We start from the raw sequence: 22,844 nt of genomic DNA on the forward strand, positions 1-22,844 counted from the left end.
AGGTCTTGCTGAAAATCCATAAAAAATCCGATGATGTTTCCATCATTGGATTTTCTATTAAGCCCTGCGCTAACTCAAACACTTAAGTGAACAGCATTGCGGCATCTACCGGGGCTTTTTTTTGCGTTATACTCGCCCAAAGCCTCTACGTTTTTGTATTACTGACAGCGAAGTTATGTACCAGACAACTGAAACCATCGCCGCAATTGCAACGCCTCCGGGAAAAGGAGGCGTTGGAATCATTCGGATCTCAGGGCCAAAAGCCGCTGACCTTGCTCAATCGGTACTTCATTGCATTCCTGAGCCTCGATATGCTCACTACGGAAGCTTTTTTGAGGGGGAGCAAGTTATCGATCAAGGGATCGCTCTCTTTTTTCCTGGACCGAATAGTTTTACAGGAGAAGATGTCCTTGAGCTGCAGGGGCATGGTGGTCCGGTTGTCCTTGATCTGTTACTGCAACATTTGGTGTCTTTGGGAGTGAGAATCGCCCGACCTGGAGAGTTTTCTGAACGCGCGTTTCTCAATGACAAGCTTGATCTTGTTCAGGCTGAAGCTATTGCAGACCTGATTGAAGCCAGCTCAGAGCATGCTGCGCGAAGTGCTCTTAAATCGCTACAAGGTGACTTTTCTCTGGCTGTGGATAACTTGCTTGAAGCGCTTATTCAATTGAGGATGTATGTTGAAGCTGCCATAGATTTTCCGGAGGAGGAAGTTGATTTCTTATCGGACGGTAAAGTTGCAGCTGATCTTGAGAGGATTCTTGAAAAACTCGATGCGGTTTTCTCTACAGCACGTCAGGGGAGCTTGATGCGAGAGGGAATGACCGTGGTGATCGCGGGAAGGCCAAACGCTGGAAAATCCAGCCTACTGAATGCACTTGCAGGTCGCGAGAGTGCTATCGTGACGGATATCGCCGGAACGACACGGGACGTGCTTCGCGAGCATATCCATATTGATGGTATGCCTCTCCATATTGTGGATACTGCCGGCCTTCGGGATTCTGAGGATGTTGTTGAGCAAATCGGTGTCGCGCGAGCATGGAATGAAATCGACAATGCGGATCGGATTTTATTTCTGGTGGATGGTCAGAGCACAGATGCCGTTGATCCTGAACAGATATGGCCTGATTTCTATCATCGTATCCAGCATCATGATCATATTACGGTGGTAAGAAACAAAGTTGATCTCAGTGGAGAGCCATCCGGAATTCAGAAGGGTAAAGTGCCGGTAATCAGGTTGTCCGCGAAAGATGGCGAAGGCATTGATGTGCTGCGAGATCATCTTAAGGCTTGTGTGGGTTTTGAAGCCACCACTGAAGGTGGTTTCATGGCGAGACGCCGTCATCTTGAGGCATTGAATCTGGCCCATCAGCATGTGGAAACTGCGAAACAACAGCTTTTACTACAGCAGGCAGGCGAACTTGTGGCTGAAGATCTTCGTTTGGCACAGCAGGCACTTGGAGAAATTACCGGACAGTTTTCCTCAGATGATTTATTGGGGCGAATTTTCTCGTCGTTCTGTATTGGTAAATAATGTTATTCACTGTTATTCAACACGAGTCGATCGATTCTCAATCGCTCTCGCTTATCAAATAGTCTGCGGCTGGCCAATAACACACTGAGCATAGAACCGAATCCGGTGCCAACGGTAATCATCAGCATGATCAATATCTGATATTTCACCGCCAATGCGGGAGTGGTTCCTGCCAGAATCTGCCCGGTCATCATGCCAGGCAAACTGACAATTCCGGCAGCCGCCATGGCATTGATTGTCGGAATCATCCCACTTCGCACGGCTTCTCTTCGAATTTGCCCAATGGCTTCCTGCCAGGTCTGACCCAGCATCAGTCTGTTTTCAATCACACTTCTTTGCTGCCAAGTCGTTTCGTGAAGTCGGTCGAGACATATGGCAACACCGGTCATTGTATTGCCCAGTAACATACCCAATAAGGGAATGGCGTATTGAGGGGTAAACCAGGGGTCAGGATTTATAACAACTGTCAGGGTCAGTACTGCAACCGTAAAGGAAGACACAAACATGGACACTGTTCCTATCGCAAAGGACCAGCCACCGGTCAGGCGCCTCTTTTGTCTTGCGGTAACTTCCCGGCCCGCGATGAGTAGCATTGCCATGGCCATTAGACTTATCCACAACAACGATGATGTGGAAAATAGTGCTTCCAGAACAATACCGATCAAGGACAATTGAACGACCGTTCTTGTCGCTGCGATTAGCATTCTTCGGGTAATGCCTAGTCGGGCAGCATAGGCACAGCCACTGAGTATCAACACAAGAATGCCGGCAAGTGCAAGTTTTGCCGGGCTGAGTTCGATCACTGTCATCTATGCTATCCCGTCAAAGTGAGACACCCGTTTTCCAGGTCCCAATGATGGCTTGCCACCCTATTAATCTGCTCCTGGTCATGGGCTACCCAAAGCACCGGCCAATGCTGTTGACGAATCATATTCAGCAGCCAGTTTTCCACAGACTTTCGTGAACCTTCATCCAGATTTGCCGTAGGTTCGTCCAGTAGAAGTGCCTGAGGTTGTGGATAAAGTGACCGAATAAGTGCCAATCGCTGTTTTTCCCCTGAAGAAAGGTAACTGACCGGTTGTTTAAGAATATCGCTATTTAATTCAAGTGCTGAGAGTAAGGATGGGTCTGGCTCGACTTGAAAATGCTCCAGAACATTGTCATACCACCACTCGCTCTGTGCCGGAATCAGGCGAACACGCTTCCGCCATTGCGGCCCGCTAAGGTCTGTTTGCCGGGTATTTCCTAATGATATTTGACCATTGTGTTGTTCAAGATCGGCTACAGCCCGCAATAGTCGGCTCTTGCCTGATCCGGACTTCCCGGATATACAGTGAATTTCGCCAGGGGGAACGGTTACCGTGACATCCCTGAGAAAGCCTATTTCTAACTGGCGGATGGATAAGCTGCCGTTACTCACAAACCCTTCCATTTAACTTATGTCAATAGAATCATGATGTTGACAGAGTATGGCAGCTAAGAGGTTTTAATTCCTGTGATTTCTAGACATTGTCTGATGGGAGAGTATCTGCATGTTTGCGTCCATGAATCATAGAGGCTATCAGATTTTCCTTGTGTTGGAAGCTAGCCAGGATCACCCCTCCAACATGAAATAGGACTAGGATTAAGGTGGCATTGGCAAAGAATTCGTGGATTTCCTCTAAAGGATCTTCAGGTAAATGAGCAAACAAAGTACCAGCCAGAGGCCCTGCACCCTCTCCTGCCAAAAGTGCCATTCCACATAAAGCAGTGATTGCCAGAGAAATCAGGAGAGCTGCTACCATGGCGCCTCCTGCGGGGTTATGTCCCAGATGACGATCAGGATTTCCCTTGAGAATTTGCTTGCAGTAATTCAAAACAGTGGAGGGACGCTTTATGAAATTACCAAATCTGGCATATTGGCCACCTATTAGCCCCCAGACAATTCGGAAGCTCACCAGACCGGCGACACAATAACCTGTCCAGACATGTAACGATTGGAAGTCATCCTCTGTCAGATAGGCGATTAAAAAAGAACCTGCCAGAGTCCAGTGAAATATTCTGATGAACGGATCCCATACTTTGATCCAGTGGTTGGGTGATTTAGACATACTTATCCCTCCATTTATTGAAGAGTGAGGTTAGCTTGAGTTCCTTAAGGCAAACTTAAGGAAGTTTCGTTGTGGATAACTCAAGCTAACTGTCTAAAAAGAAGTCGAGATCTGTGGATAAGTGTATTAATAACTTTTCTAAAGAAGGCTCGCTAACCCACTGAAAAAACTAGGCTATTTATTCTAAATTTGGACTACTTCACATTTTTTCTGGTTTTCGTTCAGGTGTCCTTTAAGGGTTTGAACAAAAAATAATCATATTTTTTTAAACCAACCTTATTTTTCGATCGTGGTCATAGTAAAATGCTCGCCCCGCTTTATGGGAGCCAAAATACGAGGTCTCTGATGATGGTATTTTGGGTGTCTTCCCTAAGAGTGGAAAATTTATTTATTCTCTGAGAGGTTATTGGGCTGTGGATTATTCCAGGAATTTTGATGTGATTGTCATCGGTGGTGGCCATGCCGGTACCGAAGCAGCATTGGCTGCCGCACGTATGGGGTGCCAGACCTTGTTGCTGACGCATAATATCGAAACCCTGGGACAAATGTCCTGTAACCCAGCCATAGGGGGAATTGGTAAAAGCCATCTGGTAAAAGAGGTTGATGCGCTGGGTGGTGCAATGGCGTTGGCTACTGATAAAGCGGGTATACAGTTTCGAGTATTGAATGCGCGTAAGGGACCAGCGGTTCGTGCAACTCGCGCACAGGCTGATCGAGCACTTTACAAGGCTGCTATCCGAAGTGTCCTTGAAAACCAACCTAACTTGAGTATTTTTCAACAGGCGGCTGATGATCTCATTATGGAGGGGGACACTGTAAAAGGTGTCGTCACTCAAATGGGGCTGCGTTTCTTCGCGAAGACAGTGGTTTTAACAACCGGAACCTTTTTGGGTGGGGTGATTCACATCGGTTTGCAAAACCATTCCGGAGGTCGGGCGGGCGATCCCCCATCGGTTGCGTTGGCCAAGCGCCTGCGTGAAATGCCTTTTCGGGTTGGTCGTCTGAAAACCGGAACTCCGCCGCGTATCGATGCAAAATCCGTCGACTTTTCTGTGATGCAGGCCCAGCCCGGTGACACTCCGACTCCGATTATGTCGTTTCTTGGTTCGCTGGATCAGCATCCACAACAGGTTCCCTGTTACATTACCCGAACCAATACCAAAACCCATGACATTATTCGCAGTGGCATGGACCGTTCTCCTATGTACAGCGGAAAAATCGAGGGTGTTGGGCCCAGGTATTGCCCTTCGATTGAGGACAAAGTCAATCGGTTCGCTGATAAAGATTCTCACCAGATATTTATAGAACCAGAAGGACTGACTACTCACGAGCTTTATCCCAATGGTATTTCTACCAGTTTGCCGTTTGATGTACAGCTAGACCTGGTGCGATCTATTGAGGGCTTGGAAAACGCGCATATTACCCGTCCTGGTTATGCCATTGAGTATGACTATTTTAATCCACAGGATCTCAAGCACAGCCTTGAAACCAAGTTTGTGAATAACCTCTTTTTCGCCGGTCAGATCAACGGGACGACCGGATATGAGGAAGCCGCTGCGCAAGGGCTTCTGGCTGGATTGAATGCGGCTTTGCGCTGTCAGGAAAAAGATGTCTGGACGCCTAAGCGTGATGAAGCTTATATCGGGGTTTTGGTCGATGACCTGATCACGATGGGAACTCGTGAGCCATACCGTATGTTTACCAGTCGTGCAGAGTATCGTCTGTTATTGCGTGAGGATAATGCCGATCTGAGGCTCACTGAAAAAGGTCGTGAGTTGGGACTGGTAGACGATGAACGCTGGGTGGCATTTAATGCAAAGCGCGAAGCAATTGTTCAGGAGCAGAAGCGTCTGAAAACCACCTGGGTTCAACCGGGTTCAGAAAAGGGTCAGCGTGCGGAAAAGGTGTTGGGAATGGAACTGGCCAGAGAATACTCCCTGCATGATCTACTGAAGCGCCCTGAAATGGACTGGGAGAGATTGAGTGAAGTGGATCCCCTGGTTGATGAAATTCCTGCAGCCGTTGCCGAACAGGTTGAAATTCAGGTGAAGTATGCGGGCTATATTGATCGTCAGCAGGATGAAATAGCCAGAATGCGCCGACATGAGAATACTGCTTTGCCTGTGGATATTGATTACAGTGTAATCCAGGGGCTGTCCAACGAGATTAGACAGAAACTGGATGAGGTTCGTCCGGAGACACTTGCCCAGGCATCACGGATACCCGGAGTTACGCCAGCAGCAATATCTTTATTGCTGGTATACCTGAAAAAACGGGGTGCTGTGCAGAGGCAAAGTGCCTGATTATGGAAACAAGTCTTAAAGATCTGCAGAAACAGCAGCTGTCATCTGGCATCGTTGACCTTGGGATTGAGTTGGGTGAACCTCAACAAAGTCTATTATTGGACTACCTTGAACTTCTGAATAAATGGAACAAGGCCTATAATCTTACGGCTGTTCGCGATCCTGAACTACATGTCAGCCGTCACCTCCTGGATTCTTTGGCAGTATTGCCTTATATAAAAGGTAAGGGACTGCGATTTCTCGATGTAGGTACCGGACCAGGAATTCCCGGTATGATCCTCGCTATTGCTCTGCCTGATACCCAATGGGTCCTGCTGGACAGTAATGGCAAGAAAACACGCTTCCTAACTCAATGCAAAATGACATTAGGGCTGAATAATGTTGAGGTGGCTCAGTCCCGAATAGAGGAGTATCAGCCAGATTTGGCACATACCTTTGATGGTATTACCTCCAGAGCATTTGCCACACTGGCTGACATGGTGAATGGGTGTGAGAAATTATTTGGCGCAGAAACTCTCGCCTATGCCCTGAAGGGGGTTAATCCGGTGGATGAGATTGAAGCTTTGCCTGCTCAATATAGAGTATTGGAAAATCATAGACTTAACGTTCCTGCTTGTGATGCGGAGCGGCATTTGCTTATCCTTGGTAAGAATTGAACTGGCTCGGGAACCGACAGGAGAAATTGACTATGGCGCGCACCTTTGCAGTCACCAACCAGAAAGGCGGGGTTGGTAAAACCACAACCTGCGTCAACTTAGCTGCATCTTTGGCTGCCACCCGCCGTAAAGTCCTCTTGATTGATATGGATCCCCAGGGCAATGCCACTATGGGAAGCGGTGTCGACAAAAACAACTCTGACAAGACAGTTTATGATGTTCTGACCAAGCGGTCGGACGCTAAAGAGGTTGTCGTGACCTCGGAAGAAGCTGGCTATGACGTCATGCCGGCGAATGGTGATGTCACAGCGGCTGAAGTTGAGCTCATGAATGAAATCGGTCGGGAGTATCGACTACGGAATGCGCTGAAATCGGTCCTGAGTGATTATGACTATATTCTGATCGACTGCCCACCCTCGCTGAATATGCTGACGGTGAATGCACTAGTTGCCGCTGACGGTGTTCTGATTCCCATGCAGTGTGAGTACTATGCACTGGAAGGGTTGGCTGCATTAATGAACACGGTCGAGCAGATTCAGGAAACGGTTAATCCTGCCCTGGAAATTGAAGGCCTTTTGCGCACAATGTTTGATCCCAGAAACAGTCTGACCACTGATGTTTCAAGACAGATCATCGATTATTTTGGTGACAAGGTTTATCGTACTATCATACCGCGCAATGTCAGGCTGGCCGAAGCCCCATCCTATGGTGTTCCTGCATTGAAGTATGATAAGTCTTCCCGCGGCGCGATTGCATATCTTGCTTTGGCTGGTGAAATCATTCGCAAGAGCAAGACCTCTGCCAAAGAGACAGTGCCTGCCTGACAGGTTGAAAAAGAGGTCTCATTCAGAGGCCCTTGCTCAGTCTGATAATAATACTTCTCTTATTAAAGCTAGATACTACTAACCATCGATACTACGAAATTTCTGGAATTACACCGAAATGAAAAAACGAGGATTGGGAGATCGCGGACTTAATGCATTGCTGGCGGGTTCTAAGGGCCGCATGCAGGAAGAAAGCGGTGAATCTCAGGATAAAGTCCTGAAAGAAATGCCTGTGGATATGATCCAGCGCGGCCAGTATCAGCCTCGTCGGGACATGGATCCGGAAGCATTGGAAGAACTGGCCCAATCTATCAAGCAGCAAGGTGTCATGCAGCCGATTGTGGTGCGTGAGATTAGTAAGAACCGGTATGAAATTATTGCCGGCGAACGTCGCTGGAGAGCTTCACAACTTGCCGGGATGGATAAAATCCCCGTAATTATCCGCGATGTTCCTGATGAAGCGGCGATTGCCATGGCGCTGATCGAAAACATTCAACGGGAAAATCTGAATCCCGTGGAAGAAGCGATTGCCCTGCAACGTCTGCAAACGGAGTTTGAACTGACACAGTCTCAGGTAGCTGAAGCTGTAGGCAAGTCCCGTTCTACCATTACCAATCTTTTGCGTCTTTTGTCTCTGAAGGATGATGTGAAAACCATGCTGGAGAGAGGAGATATGGAAATGGGCCACGCCCGTGCTCTCTTGACGCTGGAGCCAGATCTACAGTCCGAAACTGCGCGGGTGATTGTGGGCAAAGGCTTGTCGGTTCGTCAGACTGAAGCTTTGGTACGGCGAATTCAAACAGAAAAGGAAAACCCGAAAACCGCAGCGAAGAAAACTGTCGATGCGGATGTGAAGCGTCTGCAGGATAAATTGGCGGATAAACTTGGCTCTCCAGTCAAGATTGACTACAACGCCAAAGGGAAGGGAAAACTGGTCATTCAGTACAACTCTCTTGATGAACTTGATGGAATTTTGGCTCATATTCAGTAATTTTCTGCAGGCGGATATTAAGGGAGAAATACGAAATATTTCCATATCTCGTGCCAATATTTAAATGTATACACAACTTGTGGATAAATAGAGAGAAGTTCACCAAAAAAGACGACTTGTCTTGGTTGGAAAATAGTCAGTTTTACCTATCAGGCAGTTGAATGCGCCCATCCGACACAATATAATCTCCGACGCCTTAAGCTATGGAATTAATCATAGTTGCGGGGGCGGGGGTAACTAGGTAGACATAACTACGTAGTCAAATATAAATAGCGAAGTTTCCCGGAAGTCTTTATTGTGCCTGGTACGTATGGGTAAGGCTCATACGAGATAACATAATTAACCACCAGGTATATCATGTCGGGAATTGCTCGGGACGGAAAACCGTTGGATAGTGCAGCGCACTCTCAAATAAAGCGGCCGCCGGTGTATCGCGTTGTCATTGTCCAGGCGTTTGTGACATTGACACTAGCGATAGTGGGATGGTCCTTCAGTAGTGTGCATGGTTATTCAGCTTTATTGGGCGGTTTGATCTGTACACTCCCGAATTGCTATTTTGCCTATCGAACCTTCGCTTATCGGGGAGCTTCTGCTGCCCGACACATAGTAAAGAATTTCTACAGAGCGGAAGCCGTAAAACTGGGATTGACTGCCCTGCTTTTCGGGTTGGTTTTCAAGTTCGTGCAGCCGCTGGAGCCAGGAAGTTTGTTCCTGGTCTTTTTTATCGTGCAAGTAGTGCACTGGTTTACGCCGTTGATTATGGCCCGGGCAAAAAGTCCGGCAGCCGGTAGCTGATCAAATAGCGTAAACCGTACCGGTTTATCAAAAAAATTAAGGTTTGAGATAGTATCATGGCAGCAGGCGAAACCCTTACCGCATCGTCCTATATTCAGCATCACCTTCAGAACCTCGTTTACGGGAAGCATCCCGAAAATGGATGGGGATTTGCACACTCTGCACAGGAAGCCCAGGAAATGGGTTTTTGGGCAATTCATGTGGACTCGATGGCATGGTCCATCGGGTTAGGTGTTCTGTTTCTTTGGTTATTCCGTAAAGCCGCATTAAAGGCAAGCAGTGGCGTTCCCACAGGTCTTCAGAACTTCGTTGAGATCATGGTGGAGTTCGTTGACAACAGTGTTAAAGAGACCTTTCACGGTAAAAATGCCGTCATTGCCCCTCTGGCACTGACCATTTTCTGCTGGATCTTCCTGATGAACCTGATGGATTTGGTTCCTGTAGACTTTCTGCCATACCTGTTTAGCGCTGCTGGCGTTGAGTATATGAAGGTGGTGCCAACCACTGACGTAAACATCACATTTGGTATGTCGCTTTCCGTATTCTTCCTGATCATCTACTACAGCATCAAGATTAAAGGTGTGGGTGGATTCGTTGGCGAACTGACGCTGCAACCCTTTGGTAAATGGATGATTCCCTTCAACTTCCTGTTGGAAGGTGTGGGTCTGATTGCCAAACCAATTTCCCTGGCACTGCGTTTGTTCGGTAACCTGTATGCAGGTGAGCTGATCTTCATTCTGATTGCGCTGCTGCCCTTCTGGGCTCAATGGGTACTGTCTGTTCCCTGGGCAATCTTCCACATTCTGGTTATCACGTTACAGGCTTTCATTTTCATGATGCTGACCATCGTGTACCTGAGTATGGCGCATGAAGATCACTAAGAAGTAGTTTTCAAAATTAAAATCAAAATCTCAATTAACTGAAACTCAACCATTAACTTAACTTAAATATTAGGAGTCACAATGGAAACTGTAGTTGGAATGACCGCGATTGCTGTTGCTCTGCTGATCGGTATGGGCGCACTGGGTACTGCGATTGGTTTTGGTCTGCTGGGTGGTAAATTCCTGGAAGGTGCTGCTCGTCAACCAGAAATGGTCCCCATGCTTCAGGTTAAAATGTTCATCGTAGCTGGTCTGCTTGACGCCGTAACCATGATCGGTGTTGGTATCGCTCTGTTCTTCACATTCGCTAATCCGTTTGTTGCTCAAGTAGCTTAATACACCTGAACAGCAACCAGTCACTTTTTGGACTAATTAGCGAGGGGTGTTAACGTGAACCTTAACCTAACGATGATCGGGCAGGCGATTGCATTTGCCGTCTTCGTCGTGTTCTGCATGAAGTATGTATGGCCTCCGGTCATTCAGGCACTTCGTGAGCGCGAGAAGAAGATTGCAGATGGTTTGCAGGCTGCGGAACGTGCTTCCCGTGATCTAGAGTTGGCGCAGGAAAAAGCTTCTGCCGAACTCAAGGAAGCCAAGCAGCAGGCCCAGGAAATAATTGAACAAGCCAATCGTCGTGCGAATCAGATGGTAGAAGAAGCCAAAGATTCCGCACGTACCGAAGGCGAACGTTTGATTGCTGCAGCGAAAGCTGAAATTGAACAGGAAAAGAATCGCGCCAAAGAAGAGTTGCGTGCCCAAGTGGCAGCGCTGGCTCTGGCTGGAGCGGAAAAAATCCTGGAGACTTCTGTGGATTCACAGGCGCACAGCCAAATGCTAGATAAACTAGCAGCCGAACTATAGGGGTCTGCATTATGGCGGAAAGCATTACATTAGCCCGGCCATATGCCAAAGCTGCTTTTGAATTAGCACGTGATACCAGCCAATTGAACGAATGGTCAGAGCAATTGGCTCTTACTGCGGCTTTGGCTGGTGATCAGGATATGGTGAGAATTCTAGCTCACCCTGCCCTGACCAGCGATCAAAAAGCACAGGTCATGATTGATGTGTGCGAAGGTAAACTATCAGAAGGCGTCCAGAATTTTGCCAAAGTATTGGCGGAAAATGGGCGTCTGGCGTTGTTGCCTGAGATTGCTGAATTGTTCGAGCAATTGAAAAGTCAGCAGGAAGCGACGGTGGATGTCACCGTTGAGACAGCTTTCGAACTTAATTCAGAGCAGGAAGAGAAGCTTGCTCAATCACTGAAATCCAAGTTGTCACGCAACATCAACCTTCAGGCCCAGGTTAATAAGGGACTGATTGGTGGTGTCGTTGTGCGTGCCGGTGACATGGTGATTGATGCCTCTGTACGTGGTCGTCTGGCTAAACTGGCCGAGACAGTCGGTTCCTGATCTAACACAAGGTTTTTGAGGATTAAAAGGCATGCAGCAATTGAATCCATCTGAGATCAGCGAAATCATCAAGAAGCGCATTGAAAAGCTCGATATTTCTTCTGAAGCAAAAACAGAAGGCACTATCGTCAGCGTTTCCGACGGTATCGTATTGATCCACGGTCTTGCCGACGTCATGTACGGTGAGATGATTGAATTTGAAGGCGGTGTTTACGGTCTGGCGCTCAACCTGGAGCGTGATTCTGTAGGTGCTGTTGTTTTGGGTGACTACAAATCTCTGGCAGAAGGTCAGAAGGTTAAGGTTACCGGTCGTATTCTGGAAGTACCTGTAGGTGAAGCTTTGCTGGGTCGCGTTGTTGACTCGCTGGGTAACCCTATCGATGGTAAAGGTGCGTTGGATACCAACCTGACCGATCCAATTGAAAAGATCGCTCCAGGGGTTATTGCCCGTCAGTCCGTTGGTCAGCCTCTGCAGACCGGTTACAAATCTGTAGACACCATGGTACCGGTAGGTCGTGGTCAGCGTGAGCTGATTATCGGTGACCGTCAGACAGGTAAAACTGCTCTGGCCATCGATGCCATCATCAACCAGAAAGGTACTGGTGTTAAGTGTATCTACGTTGCCGTTGGTCAGAAGCAGTCTTCTATTGCCAACGTGGTACGTAAACTGGAAGAGCACGGTGCAATGGATCACACGATCGTTGTTGCCGCCGGTGCTGCCGACCCTGCTTCCATGCAGTTCCTGGCACCTTTCTCCGGTTCTACCATGGGTGAATACTTCCGTGACCGCGGTCAGGATGCCCTGATTGTTTTTGACGATCTGTCCAAGCAGGCCGTTGCTTACCGTCAGATTTCTCTGTTGCTGCGTCGTCCACCAGGACGTGAAGCATACCCAGGTGACGTTTTCTATCTGCACTCACGTCTGTTGGAGCGTGCCTCACGGGTTAACGCAGATTACGTTGAGAAATTCACCAACGGTGAAGTGAAAGGCCAGACCGGTTCTTTGACCGCGCTGCCTATCATTGAAACCCAAGCAGGTGACGTTTCTGCATTCGTACCGACCAACGTAATCTCCATTACCGATGGTCAGATCTTCCTGGAAACCAACCTGTTCAACTCCGGTATCCGTCCTGCGATGAACGCAGGTATCTCGGTATCGCGGGTTGGTGGTGCGGCCCAGACCAAGATTATGAAGAAACTCGGTGGTGGTATTCGTCTGGCTCTGGCTCAGTATCGTGAACTGGCAGCGTTTGCTCAGTTTGCCTCTGACCTGGACGAAGCGACTCGTAAGCAATTGGAGCATGGTCAGCGTGTAACCGAGCTGATGAAGCAAAAGCAGTACTCTCCTATGTCCGTTGCGGAAATGGGTCTGGTACTGTTCGCTGCGAACGAAGGTTTCATTGATGATGTTCCGGCAAAAGACATTGTGGCGTTTGAAGCGGCTCTGTTGTCTTTCGCACGTAGCGAGTTTTCCGATTTGCTGGCCAAGATCAATGAAGCAGGCGATTTCAATGATGAAATCGCTGGCGGTTTGAAATCTTGCATTGAGAAATTCAAATCCACTCAAACCTGGTAATCCAATCAGGCCGGTTAAACCGGCCTGAATGAACCGGTTTTTGGATGAATTCAATAAAGGCAGAAGAAAATGGCCGTCGGAAAAGAGATTAAAACCCAGATCGCAAGTGTTAAGAGCACGCAGAAAATTACCAGCGCAATGGAACTCGTTGCTGCCAGTAAGATGCGTAAAGCTCAACAACGCATGGCAAAGGGTCGTCCCTATGCCGATCATATTCGTAGCGTTGTGAGCCATATCGCCACTGCGAACCCGGAATATCGACACCTGTATCTGCAAGAACGTGAAGCGAAACGAGTCGGCTATATTGTCGTCTCTACCGACCGCGGACTTTGTGGTGGCCTGAACGTCAACGCGTTTCGGGAAGCTGCCAATTCCGTAAAAAAATGGCGTGAACAAGGTGTGGAAGTTGATTTCTGCGCCATCGGCAGTAAGGCAATGGCATTCTTCCGTAGCTACGGTGGCAATGTCGTTGCGGCTTTGAACCATCTGGGGGATGAACCCTCAGCGGCGAAAATCGTCGGTTCGGTCAAGGTGATGCTGGATGCGTATGCCGAAGGCAAAATCGACCGTCTATACCTGGTACACAACCGCTTTGTAAACACCATGACTCAGAAGCCTACTGTGGCTCAGCTGCTGCCTCTTCCTCCAGCGGAAGATGATGAAATGCAGCGTCGTCATTGGGATTACATTTACGAGCCGGATGCCAAGCAACTACTCGATGGCCTGCTGACCCGTTTTATCGAGTCTCAGGTTTATCAAGCAGTAGTTGAGAACAACGCCTGTGAACAGGCTGCGCGAATGATTGCGATGAAAAGCGCAACCGATAACGCGGGCGAGATTATTGGCGGTCTTGAATTGGCATACAACAAAGCTCGTCAGGCAGCTATTACCCAGGAGATTTCTGAGATCGTGGGCGGCGCTGCAGCGGTATAGAGCGCCAACGCTGAAATTTAGGTCGACAGTGTTTCAGACGACCGGTGAAAAATCCGGCGTTATGCAGAACAGTTTTAAGATTCAGTGAGGAACTGACAATGAGTAGCGGACAAATAGTGCAAATTATCGGAGCGGTAATCGACGTCGAATTCCCGCGCGATACCGTGCCAAAAGTCTACGACGCTTTGAAAGTGGAAGGTGGGGAAACCACACTGGAAGTCCAGCAGCAGCTGGGTGACGGTGTTGTACGTACCATCGCCATGGGAAGTACAGAAGGTCTGCGTCGTGGTCTTCAAGTAGAAAATACCAATGCTCCTATCTCCATCCCTGTGGGTACTGAAACCCTGGGACGGATCATGGACGTACTGGGTAACCCAATTGACGAGCAGGGCCCTATCGGTGAACAGGATCGTGCTCCTATCCACCGTGAAGCACCTGGATATGCTGACCAGTCAGCGTCTACCGAGCTGCTGGAAACCGGTATCAAGGTAATCGATCTGGTTTGTCCATTCGCCAAGGGTGGTAAAGTTGGTCTGTTCGGTGGTGCCGGTGTTGGTAAAACCGTAAACATGATGGAACTTATCAACAACATTGCGAAAGAGCACTCCGGTCTCTCCGTATTCGCCGGTGTTGGAGAACGGACTCGTGAAGGTAACGACTTCTACTACGAGATGAAAGAGTCCAACGTACTGGACAAGGTAGCGATGGTTTACGGGCAGATGAATGAGCCCCCAGGAAACCGTCTGCGTGTAGCTTTGACCGGTCTGACCATGGCAGAGAAATTCCGTGACGAAGGTCGTGACGTACTGTTGTTCGTCGACAACATTTATCGTTACACCCTGGCAGGTACTGAGGTATCCGCACTTCTGGGTCGTATGCCTTCTGCGGTAGGTTATCAGCCGACTTTGGCTGAGGAAATGGGTGTTCTCCAGGAGCGTATTACATCAACCCGTACCGGTTCTATTACCTCGGTACAGGCGGTATACGTACCTGCGGATGACTTGACTGACCCATCCCCTGCAACCACGTTCTCTCACTTGGACGCAACCGTTGTACTGAGCCGTGATATCGCTTCTAAAGGTATCTACCCTGCAATCGATCCTCTGGATTCTACCAGCCGTCAGCTGGATCCATTGGTTATCGGTCAGGAACACTATGAAGTAGCTCGTGGTGTACAGACTGTACTGCAGCGCTACAAAGAGCTGAAAGATATCATCGCGATTCTGGGTATGGACGAGCTGTCTGATGAAGATAAGCAAGTTGTATCCCGTGCGCGTAAGATCGAGCGTTTTCTATCTCAGCCATTCCACGTAGCGGAAGTATTCACCGGTTCTCCCGGTAAATACGTATCTCTGAAAGACACTATTCGTGGCTTCCAGGGCATCCTGAATGGTGAATACGACGACCTGCCTGAGCAAGCGTTCTACATGGTCGGCGGTATCGAAGAAGCGATCGAAAAAGCCAAGAAGTCCAAGTAATATCCGTTAAGGATATTACTTGAGCAAGGCATAGAGGCCTAACTATATGGGTATTAGTGTGCATTGCGATATTGTTAGTGCAGAACAGGAAATTTTCTCCGGCTTGATCGAAATGATCATTGCTGCGGGAAGTGAAGGTGATCTGGGTATTACACCCGGTCATACACCACTCCTGACTGCTCTGAACCCGGGTCCGGTAAGGGTCATTAAACAGGGTGGTGAAGAGGAAGTCTTCTTTGTCACCGGCGGCTTCCTGGAAGTGCAGCCAAATGTTGTGACCATTCTTTCCGACAGCGCGGAGCGTGCAGCTGATGTTGACGAAGCTGCTGCTTTGGAGGCGAAGAAAGAGGCTGAGAAAGCTCTTGCCAACAAAACTGGCGACTTCGATTACGCCAGTGCCGCCAGCCAGTTGGCTGAAGCCGCTGCCCGTCTACGGACGATTCAGCAGCTTAAGAAGAAAGTTCAGCGCTAAGCCGGTTATTGATTGCAAAATCCTGAAGGGGAAGCTCCAAGCTTCCCCTTTTTTGTTGTGCCGAATAAATACGCTCGAATTTCTGTGTATGGCGCAATCATCCGAAATTAATAGGAATCATTGCAGTCGAGCAAGCACTGTGAAAGCGTTATACTGGCGGTTTTTAACCAGCCCATGTCCTTGGAGTCAGATATGAGCCTGCATATCGTAATTTTAGCCGCGGGTCAGGGTACCCGTATGCGTTCAGAGCTTCCTAAGGTGATGCATCGATTGGCCGGAAAACCGCTGGTCCAACATGTTATTGATACCGCGGCCAGTCTTTCCCCTCAAGGCACGCATTTGGTGTACGGCCATAAAGGAGACATGGTTAAAGCAGGGGTTCATGGAGAACATCTTCATTGGGCGCATCAGAAAGAACAACTTGGAACCGGACATGCCTTGGCCCAGGCGCTTCCGGAAATTCCTGAAGACTGCCAGGTCCTGGTTTTATATGGTGATGTCCCATTGACCTCCAGCGCTACTTTAGAATCCTTCCTTAAGTTATCCACAGGTAAGCTCGGTGTTCTGACGGTGGAGCTGGATGATGCGACTGGCTATGGGCGAATTGTCCGCGATGATCAGGGCAGGGTAACTGAAATTGTTGAGCAAAAAGATGCCAATGAGCAACAGCGCAGGATTAGGGAAATCAATACCGGTATTATGTCCATGCCGGCTGCAAAGCTTAACGAATGGTTGCCAAAACTCTCCAACAGCAACGCTCAGGGTGAATATTATCTGACAGATGTTGTGGCCATGGCCGTCGCTGATGGTACAGAGATCGTTACCAGTGGCCCGGAGTTTTTTCACGAAGTAGAAGGTGTGAATAACCGTATACAATTGGCTGCACTGGAGCGTGCTTATCAACGTCAGATTGCTCAGCAATTAATGATCAACGGAGCCACATTGCGGGACCCCGAGAGAATCGATGTTCGTGGAGAATTATCCACAGGCCAGGATGTGGAAATAGATGTGAACTGCATTTTTGAAGGCGCTGTGTCTTTGGGAGATCGTGTCACCATTGGCGCTAACTGTATAATCAAAAATGCCACTATTGCTGATGATGTTGTTATTGAGGCCAACAGTATTGTGGAAGACAGTGTCGTCGGAAGACAGGCGACGATTGGACCTTACGCCCGTTTAAGACCGGGTACTGAGCTTGGAGCCAAAACTAAGATCGGTAACTTTGTGGAAACCAAGAAGGCCCGAATCGGCGAGGGTAGCAAAGTTAATCATTTGAGTTATGTAGGTGATGCTGTGGTCGGCCAGAAAGTGAATGTGGGCGCCGGTACCATTACCTGTAACTATGATGGTGTGAATAAGTCTCAGACCATTATTGGTGATAATGTTTTTGTCGGTTCCAATACTGCGCTGGTGGCACCCATTGAGATTGCTGAAGGGGCGACCATAGGAGCGGGTTCAACTGTCACCAAAAGTGTGGATAAAGGTCAACTGGCGATCGCTCGTGGCAAGCAACGAAATATTGACGGCTGGCAGCGACCTGTGAAGAAATCTTAAACAGTTTTCATTATTATTTTGTGGTTTTTAACTGTAGTTTTCAGTTAATCAGAAACAGGAAGGAAAATTTATGTGTGGCATAGTCGGTGCGATTGCACAGCGCGATGTTTCCCCCATTTTGCTGGAAGGCCTTAAGCGGCTTGAATATCGTGGTTATGACTCTGCGGGAATGGCGGTGCTGGATGATCAGAATGTACTGCAAAGGCAAAGGGAAGTGGGCAAGGTCGCCGCTCTGGAAGAAGCGATCGAAAAATACCCACTACCCGGTAAAACCGGTATAGCCCATACCCGTTGGGCCACGCATGGTCAGCCGACTGTGACTAACGCTCACCCTCACATGTCGGGCGAAGATCTTGCCATTGTCCACAACGGTATTATTGAGAACTACGAGACGCTGCGTCAGGAGTTGAAGGATCAGGGCTACGTATTTACTTCAGAGACAGATACAGAAGTCGTTGCTCATTTGATTCATCGTTGTCTGCAAACAAATGCAGATCTGACTGTTGCAGTGAAGGAAGCGATTAAACTGTTACACGGCGCCTATGCACTTGCAGTGATTCAAACATCCAATCCGGACCGTGTGGTTGCAGCCAGACAGGGTAGCCCCCTGGTGGTTGGAGTTGGTATGGGCGAAAACTTCCTGGCTTCTGATCCTCTGGCATTACTCCAGGTTACGGACAGATTTATCTATCTTGAAGAAGGCGACTTTGCTGAACTGACTCTTTCAGAGATTAAGCTCTGGGATAAAGATGATGTTCAGGTTGAGCGTCCTGTCATCCGCTTTGAGCATGGACTTGATACGGCAGACAAGGGTGAATTTCGCCACTACATGCTGAAAGAAATCTATGAGCAGCCGAAGGTCGTCAAAGCCACGTTGGAAGGACGAATCAGCGGCGATCATATTCTGGAACAGGTACTGGGTTCTGAAGCATCCAATGTATTTGATGGCGTCGGATCAGTGCAAATCGTAGCATGCGGTACCAGTTTCCATGCCGGCCTGGTTGCTCGTTACTGGATTGAAGAACTGGTTGGGATTCCCTGCCAGGTTGAAGTGGCCAGTGAATATCGTTACCGCAAGCATGTGGTTCAATCGGACATGTTGTTCGTGACGATCTCACAATCTGGTGAAACGGCGGATACTTTGGCTGCACTACGTCAGGCGAAAGAGGCTGGCTTCAAATCTGCCATTTCCATTTGTAACGTACCCGGTAGCTCCCTGGTTCGTGAATCTGACTTAACAGTGATGACTCATGCTGGTCCGGAGATCGGCGTTGCATCGACGAAGGCCTTTACGACCCAGTTAGTCGCGTTGTTGATCATTACCATTGCACTTGGTCGTCGCCACGGTCTCCATAAAGAGAAAGAGGCTGAATTGGTTGAGGCACTGAAGTCTCTTCCTGATCTGATTCAAAAGGCTCTCGATCTGGATGACGTGATCAAGGAAGTTTCTGAAAGATTCGCCGAAAAACATCATTCACTGTTCCTGGGTAGAGGATCTCTGTATCCAGTCGCTATGGAAGGTGCTCTGAAGCTTAAGGAAATTTCCTACATTCACGCTGAAGCCTATCCTGCCGGTGAGCTGAAACACGGCCCCCTGGCTCTGGTAGACAATGACATGCCGGTGATCACCGTTGCTCCCAACAACGAGCTGTTGGAAAAACTGAAGTCAAACCTTCAGGAAGTAAGAGCACGTGGCGGTGAACTGTATGTATTTGCTGATGCTGAAGCCGCCCTGGAAGAAGACGAAGATGTTCACGTTGTTCAGGTCCCGGAAGTTCACGATATTCTGGCTCCCATTGTGTACACCATTCCGTTACAACTACTGTCCTATCATGTGGCCGTACTGAAAGGTACCGACGTTGATCAGCCCAGGAACCTGGCAAAAAGTGTCACGGTGGAATAGCAACCTCAGGATCTAGTGAAATTCTGTTGGTGAACAATAAAGTTGTTAACTCAACAATATAGTTGTTAACTAGAACCACCTGAGATAACTTAGAAATAAGTTATCTCAGGTGGTTTTTTTATGGGCAGGAAGAAATACTGGAATTCGGAAGCTAAAAATGCTCGCTGGATAAAAGAGGGTCGAGGACAGGGGGTTGGTAGGGACTATAAACCCTGGCTAACTGTTCGAGATGTTGCCTCGCAAGGCAGATCTCATCGAATTTTTGGACACCTAAGCCGACGAACTCACCACCTTTTATCTGATTTGGAGTTGGCTACTTTTTTACTTATCCAATGGCGTCAATCGACCACTGATATTCGAGAACAATTTCCTTTAGACCGAGAACTTACTACACAAATTTGTCGCAATATCGGAGTTGCTCATCCAACCTATTCCGGGGTTCTTCAGTATATGAGCAGTGACTTTTTAGTGAGCTCCAAGGATGAGAAACATCCTATCTTTGCCTTACAGGTCAAGCCAAGCTCCGCGCTTGAAGATCAGAGGACCATAGAAAAGTTAGAAGTTGAACGTCGCTATTGGCTAGAAAAACAGGTCCCTTGGTATCTCATTACTGAAAATCAAATCCCATCAGATGTCTTTACGAACATCAATTGGCTTTATAACTTACAGAGTGATGACCAAGCCATCAATGACGAATCTAAACAATTTGAACTATATACCCAATGGGTTAAGCAGTACTCGAATTTAAAAATCATTGATCTCTGTAAGCAGCTGGATACTTCGTACTCGCTCCCACTGGGAGAGAGCCTTTATCAGCTCAGAGGAATGTTGGCAAAAAGGTACTTCCACTTTGATATCTCTATCCCGTTTTCTGAACTGAGATGTAGCGATTTAGTACCTGAATCTGTGGATTCAATCGTCGAGGTGCTGCATGTATCAGGTTAATGAAGTCTTAAGCCTTGAAGATGCCTTATATCGTGTACTGCATGTCACGGGAGATCAAATTGTTTGGATTCCCATTGAAGACAAAAAAGCATTTCCAAGTGTGATAGCTCTGGCGGAGATTAATAAGTTAATCCTCGATGAAAAGCTCAAACGTGTTGAAGATCCCTATTCATTATTACTGCTGCTATCGCCGGATAAAGGCTCGAAAGAAATTGAAAAGCGGGATAGAAATTACGGGATCATAAAACCTTTGATTGAAGAGCCTTTGTTTTATGTGCCAAAAATCAGAGCTGCACATGTCAAAACTATTCTTAGTAAAGGCGAAATTTCAAAGCCATACTTATACCGTCTAATAAGACAATATTGGCAAAGAGGACAGATTCCCAATGCTCTGCTTCCAGATTATCGAAATTCTGGTGGAAAGGGTAAAAAACGGGTTGCCAAAGAAAAAAAGCTAGGTCGTCCCAGAGCTCTTACAGAAGGCACGGGTGCTGTAATTGATGAAACAACAGAAAAACTTTTCCGGATTGTCATCGATAAATACCTCCTAAAAGAGGGGTCATTTACTCTTGCATTTGCACACCGACGTTTAAAGCTTTTATACGATCAGTTTTTTCCAAACACTCCCGAGTCGGAAAAGCCAACAAAAAGACAACTGGGGTACTTTTACGATCGAGAGTATAGTCATGCCGAAAAGCTCATTGCTAAGTTTTCTGAGAGCATTTACAAGAAAGATATCAGACCGCTTACCAGTACCGCAGCGATGCAGGCACCGGGGCCGGGCTCTCGATTTGAAATTGATGCAACCATTGCCGATATTATTCTTGTATCTGATGCTGACCGTAATCAGCCGGTCGGTAGGCCGGTAGTATACGTCGTAGTCGACGCTTTTTCCCGCTTCATAGTCGGTTGGTACATTGGCTTTGAAAACCCTTCTTATGTTACTGCCATCCAAGCTCTACATTTAGCGATAACGGATAGAAATGAGTTTTTGAAGGACCAAGACTTTGATACGGAGTCTGTCCACTGGCCTACTCCAGGATTGCCGGAGGCATTACTAGCGGATAGAGGAGAGCTGCTAGGCCACCAAATCGAAAGCTTGGAATCAAGCTATCACGTCCGGCTAGAAAACACTCCGCCGTATAGAGGTGACGCAAAAGGGATCGTTGAAAGGAATTTTCGAACCCTACAGGCGGAATTTAAACCGTTTGCTCCAGGTGTAGTGACTGGGCCAACCGTGAAGAAAAGAGGTGGCAGAAACTATTGGTTGGACGGGAAGCTGACTATTTCTGAATTCAAAGAGATTATCGTTTCCTCAATTATCATGCGCAATTTTGTTGACCCATTATCGAAATATGACCGCTGTATGGATATGCCTGCTGACTTGCCAAGTGTACCTGTCCACTTATGGAATTGGGGGTTACAGCATCGTACAGGCCGACTTCGAAAGGCAGAGCCAGAAAGACTTAGAATTGCATTGTTACCAAAAGAACATGCAACAGTTTCTGAGAATGGTATTTGTCTATTTGGGCTGTATTACTCTTCCTCAGAGGTTCTGGAATCAGGCTGGATGCATCGCTCAGAAAAGTCGAATCGACCGAGAAATGTTTCCGTAGCTTATGATCCTAACAATGCCAATGAAATATACTTATTTAACAAGCCAGGTAGTCGAGAGTATTGGGCCTGTCGATTGACGGATTTGTCACGTGAATATCGAAACAGCTCCTTTTGGGGAGTATGGCGGAAGCAAAGTATCAGGAAAAAAGCGGAAAACCAGCAGAAGTTAAATGCAGATAAAACCCGTGCTTTGCACGAAAAACGAATTGAGGAAATCATTTCTACTGCTGTTAAATCCGCACCGCCGGCATCCGCTACCAATACTGAGCGTATGGCGAAGGTCGGCGAGGCACGTGCTGCACAACTGGAAAAAGAAAGGACTAGTAGAAGGTCTTTGCCTACCAAATCCTCCCCACCCGCAAAGGTTGTCCCCTTACACGAACAACAAGAGGGTGATGAATATCCTGACTACGAGGATGAGCTTTTTGATGATGGGGATGATTGATGAGACTACCTAAGCACTATGTTATAGCTGAGTACAGAGAGACTGGCGTCAGACAATACGGCGGTAATCCCTTTATTGAAGCTTTGCCGCCGATCTTATCCGTTAAGCAGGCCGGTTCAAACCTTAAGGGAAAAATTGAATACAAGCCTTCTGACCGTCTGGAAGATGCGAAAGCTAGGGAGAGTCTGAATAACCCCAAGGTTCTGAGGTAATTCAAACTCTCGACGATATATGGCCGAATATTCAGAGTGTTTTTCCGGCCATTTTGGATCTTCCCCCCCTGTGGGGCGTCATCTGGGCTCACTGCCCCTATACCTGCAGCTCTTTCCTTGCCATCAGCAGATTGCTGAAGGCCGCCAACAGATAGAGCCGGCTCTTGTTCTTGGCCAAGCCTCGATAGCGGACTTTGTCGTAACCAAACACCTGCTTGATGTATCT

The 22,844-nt window shown here is 47.8% G+C and carries 22 protein-coding genes; 19 read left to right on the forward strand and 3 right to left on the reverse strand.

Going from position 1 to position 22,844, the window contains the following annotated elements; translation table 11 throughout:
• Window positions 1–175: 175 nt before the first annotated feature.
• Window positions 176–1,534, forward strand: a complete 1,359-nt coding sequence (mnmE, locus tag F566_RS0102860; protein ID WP_020405466.1) for a tRNA uridine-5-carboxymethylaminomethyl(34) synthesis GTPase MnmE — start codon at window positions 176–178, stop codon at window positions 1,532–1,534.
• A 2-nt stretch (window positions 1,535–1,536) separates the two neighbouring features.
• Here mnmE and F566_RS0102865 read toward each other — a convergent pair whose 3' ends face one another.
• The 3 genes from F566_RS0102865 to F566_RS0102875 all read right to left on the reverse strand — a co-directional run bounded on the left by F566_RS0102865 (window position 1,537) and on the right by F566_RS0102875 (window position 3,624).
• Window positions 1,537–2,343, reverse strand: coding sequence for an ABC transporter permease (locus tag F566_RS0102865; protein ID WP_020405467.1), 807 nt, complete (start codon window positions 2,341–2,343; stop codon window positions 1,537–1,539).
• Between the two features lie 5 nt (window positions 2,344–2,348).
• On the reverse strand, window positions 2,349–2,954 hold the full coding sequence (locus tag F566_RS0102870) for an ABC transporter ATP-binding protein (protein WP_020405468.1): 606 nt from the start codon (window positions 2,952–2,954) through the stop codon (window positions 2,349–2,351).
• 82 nt (window positions 2,955–3,036) lie between these two features.
• On the reverse strand, window positions 3,037–3,624 hold the full coding sequence (locus tag F566_RS0102875; RefSeq protein ID WP_020405469.1) for a cytochrome b/b6 domain-containing protein: 588 nt from the start codon (window positions 3,622–3,624) through the stop codon (window positions 3,037–3,039).
• Window positions 3,625–4,037: 413 nt separating this feature from the next.
• Between F566_RS0102875 and mnmG the strand changes: the two genes are divergently transcribed.
• The 18 genes from mnmG to F566_RS0102965 all read left to right on the forward strand — a co-directional run bounded on the left by mnmG (window position 4,038) and on the right by F566_RS0102965 (window position 22,618).
• Entirely contained in the window at window positions 4,038–5,927 is a 1,890-nt protein-coding gene (mnmG, locus tag F566_RS0102880) for a tRNA uridine-5-carboxymethylaminomethyl(34) synthesis enzyme MnmG (protein ID WP_026179708.1), read from the forward strand.
• A 2-nt stretch (window positions 5,928–5,929) separates the two neighbouring features.
• Window positions 5,930–6,583 carry a 16S rRNA (guanine(527)-N(7))-methyltransferase RsmG gene (gene rsmG, locus F566_RS0102885; protein ID WP_020405471.1) on the forward strand — a complete coding sequence of 218 codons (654 nt, stop codon included), beginning with the start codon at window positions 5,930–5,932 and terminating at the stop codon, window positions 6,581–6,583.
• Window positions 6,584–6,615: 32 nt separating this feature from the next.
• Window positions 6,616–7,407: a ParA family protein gene (locus F566_RS0102890; RefSeq protein ID WP_020405472.1), complete on the forward strand. Its 792-nt coding sequence runs from the start codon at window positions 6,616–6,618 to the stop codon at window positions 7,405–7,407.
• Window positions 7,408–7,525: 118 nt separating this feature from the next.
• The gene (locus tag F566_RS0102895) at window positions 7,526–8,398 is read left to right on the forward strand and encodes a ParB/RepB/Spo0J family partition protein (protein WP_020405473.1); all 873 of its coding nucleotides are present in this window, start codon (window positions 7,526–7,528) and stop codon (window positions 8,396–8,398) included.
• Window positions 8,399–8,755: 357 nt separating this feature from the next.
• Window positions 8,756–9,193 carry a F0F1 ATP synthase subunit I gene (locus tag F566_RS0102900; protein ID WP_020405474.1) on the forward strand — a complete coding sequence of 146 codons (438 nt, stop codon included), beginning with the start codon at window positions 8,756–8,758 and terminating at the stop codon, window positions 9,191–9,193.
• 56 nt (window positions 9,194–9,249) lie between these two features.
• Window positions 9,250–10,074, forward strand: a complete 825-nt coding sequence (atpB, locus tag F566_RS0102905) for a F0F1 ATP synthase subunit A (protein WP_020405475.1) — start codon at window positions 9,250–9,252, stop codon at window positions 10,072–10,074.
• Window positions 10,075–10,155: 81 nt separating this feature from the next.
• Window positions 10,156–10,410, forward strand: a complete 255-nt coding sequence (gene atpE / locus F566_RS0102910; RefSeq protein WP_020405476.1) for a F0F1 ATP synthase subunit C — start codon at window positions 10,156–10,158, stop codon at window positions 10,408–10,410.
• A gap of 54 nt (window positions 10,411–10,464) precedes the next feature.
• Window positions 10,465–10,935: a F0F1 ATP synthase subunit B gene (locus tag F566_RS0102915; protein WP_026179711.1), complete on the forward strand. Its 471-nt coding sequence runs from the start codon at window positions 10,465–10,467 to the stop codon at window positions 10,933–10,935.
• Between the two features lie 11 nt (window positions 10,936–10,946).
• A complete protein-coding gene (locus F566_RS0102920; RefSeq protein WP_020405478.1) occupies window positions 10,947–11,483 on the forward strand; it encodes a F0F1 ATP synthase subunit delta in 537 nt (178 codons plus the stop codon).
• A gap of 31 nt (window positions 11,484–11,514) precedes the next feature.
• Window positions 11,515–13,059, forward strand: a complete 1,545-nt coding sequence (gene atpA / locus F566_RS0102925) for a F0F1 ATP synthase subunit alpha (RefSeq protein WP_020405479.1) — start codon at window positions 11,515–11,517, stop codon at window positions 13,057–13,059.
• Between the two features lie 69 nt (window positions 13,060–13,128).
• On the forward strand, window positions 13,129–13,992 hold the full coding sequence (atpG, locus tag F566_RS0102930) for a F0F1 ATP synthase subunit gamma (RefSeq protein ID WP_020405480.1): 864 nt from the start codon (window positions 13,129–13,131) through the stop codon (window positions 13,990–13,992).
• A gap of 98 nt (window positions 13,993–14,090) precedes the next feature.
• Window positions 14,091–15,470: a F0F1 ATP synthase subunit beta gene (atpD, locus tag F566_RS0102935; protein WP_020405481.1), complete on the forward strand. Its 1,380-nt coding sequence runs from the start codon at window positions 14,091–14,093 to the stop codon at window positions 15,468–15,470.
• A 46-nt stretch (window positions 15,471–15,516) separates the two neighbouring features.
• The gene (locus F566_RS0102940; protein WP_020405482.1) at window positions 15,517–15,942 is read left to right on the forward strand and encodes a F0F1 ATP synthase subunit epsilon; all 426 of its coding nucleotides are present in this window, start codon (window positions 15,517–15,519) and stop codon (window positions 15,940–15,942) included.
• A gap of 192 nt (window positions 15,943–16,134) precedes the next feature.
• Window positions 16,135–17,496 (forward strand): bifunctional UDP-N-acetylglucosamine diphosphorylase/glucosamine-1-phosphate N-acetyltransferase GlmU, encoded by a 1,362-nt coding sequence (glmU, locus tag F566_RS0102945; RefSeq protein ID WP_020405483.1) that lies wholly within the window; start codon window positions 16,135–16,137, stop codon window positions 17,494–17,496.
• Window positions 17,497–17,566: 70 nt separating this feature from the next.
• On the forward strand, window positions 17,567–19,399 hold the full coding sequence (glmS, locus tag F566_RS0102950; RefSeq protein WP_020405484.1) for a glutamine--fructose-6-phosphate transaminase (isomerizing): 1,833 nt from the start codon (window positions 17,567–17,569) through the stop codon (window positions 19,397–19,399).
• A gap of 120 nt (window positions 19,400–19,519) precedes the next feature.
• A complete protein-coding gene (locus F566_RS0102955; protein ID WP_020405485.1) occupies window positions 19,520–20,344 on the forward strand; it encodes a heteromeric transposase endonuclease subunit TnsA in 825 nt (274 codons plus the stop codon).
• Window positions 20,331–22,406, forward strand: coding sequence for a Mu transposase C-terminal domain-containing protein (locus F566_RS0102960; RefSeq protein WP_020405486.1), 2,076 nt, complete (start codon window positions 20,331–20,333; stop codon window positions 22,404–22,406). The genes F566_RS0102955 and F566_RS0102960 overlap by 14 nt, the downstream gene beginning before the upstream one ends.
• Window positions 22,406–22,618 (forward strand): hypothetical protein, encoded by a 213-nt coding sequence (locus F566_RS0102965; protein ID WP_020405487.1) that lies wholly within the window; start codon window positions 22,406–22,408, stop codon window positions 22,616–22,618. The genes F566_RS0102960 and F566_RS0102965 overlap by 1 nt, the downstream gene beginning before the upstream one ends.
• The last annotated feature ends 226 nt before the right edge of the window (window positions 22,619–22,844 follow it).

Source organism: Hahella ganghwensis DSM 17046, from assembly GCF_000376785.1.
GTDB classification, from domain to species: domain Bacteria; phylum Pseudomonadota; class Gammaproteobacteria; order Pseudomonadales; family Oleiphilaceae; genus Hahella; species Hahella ganghwensis.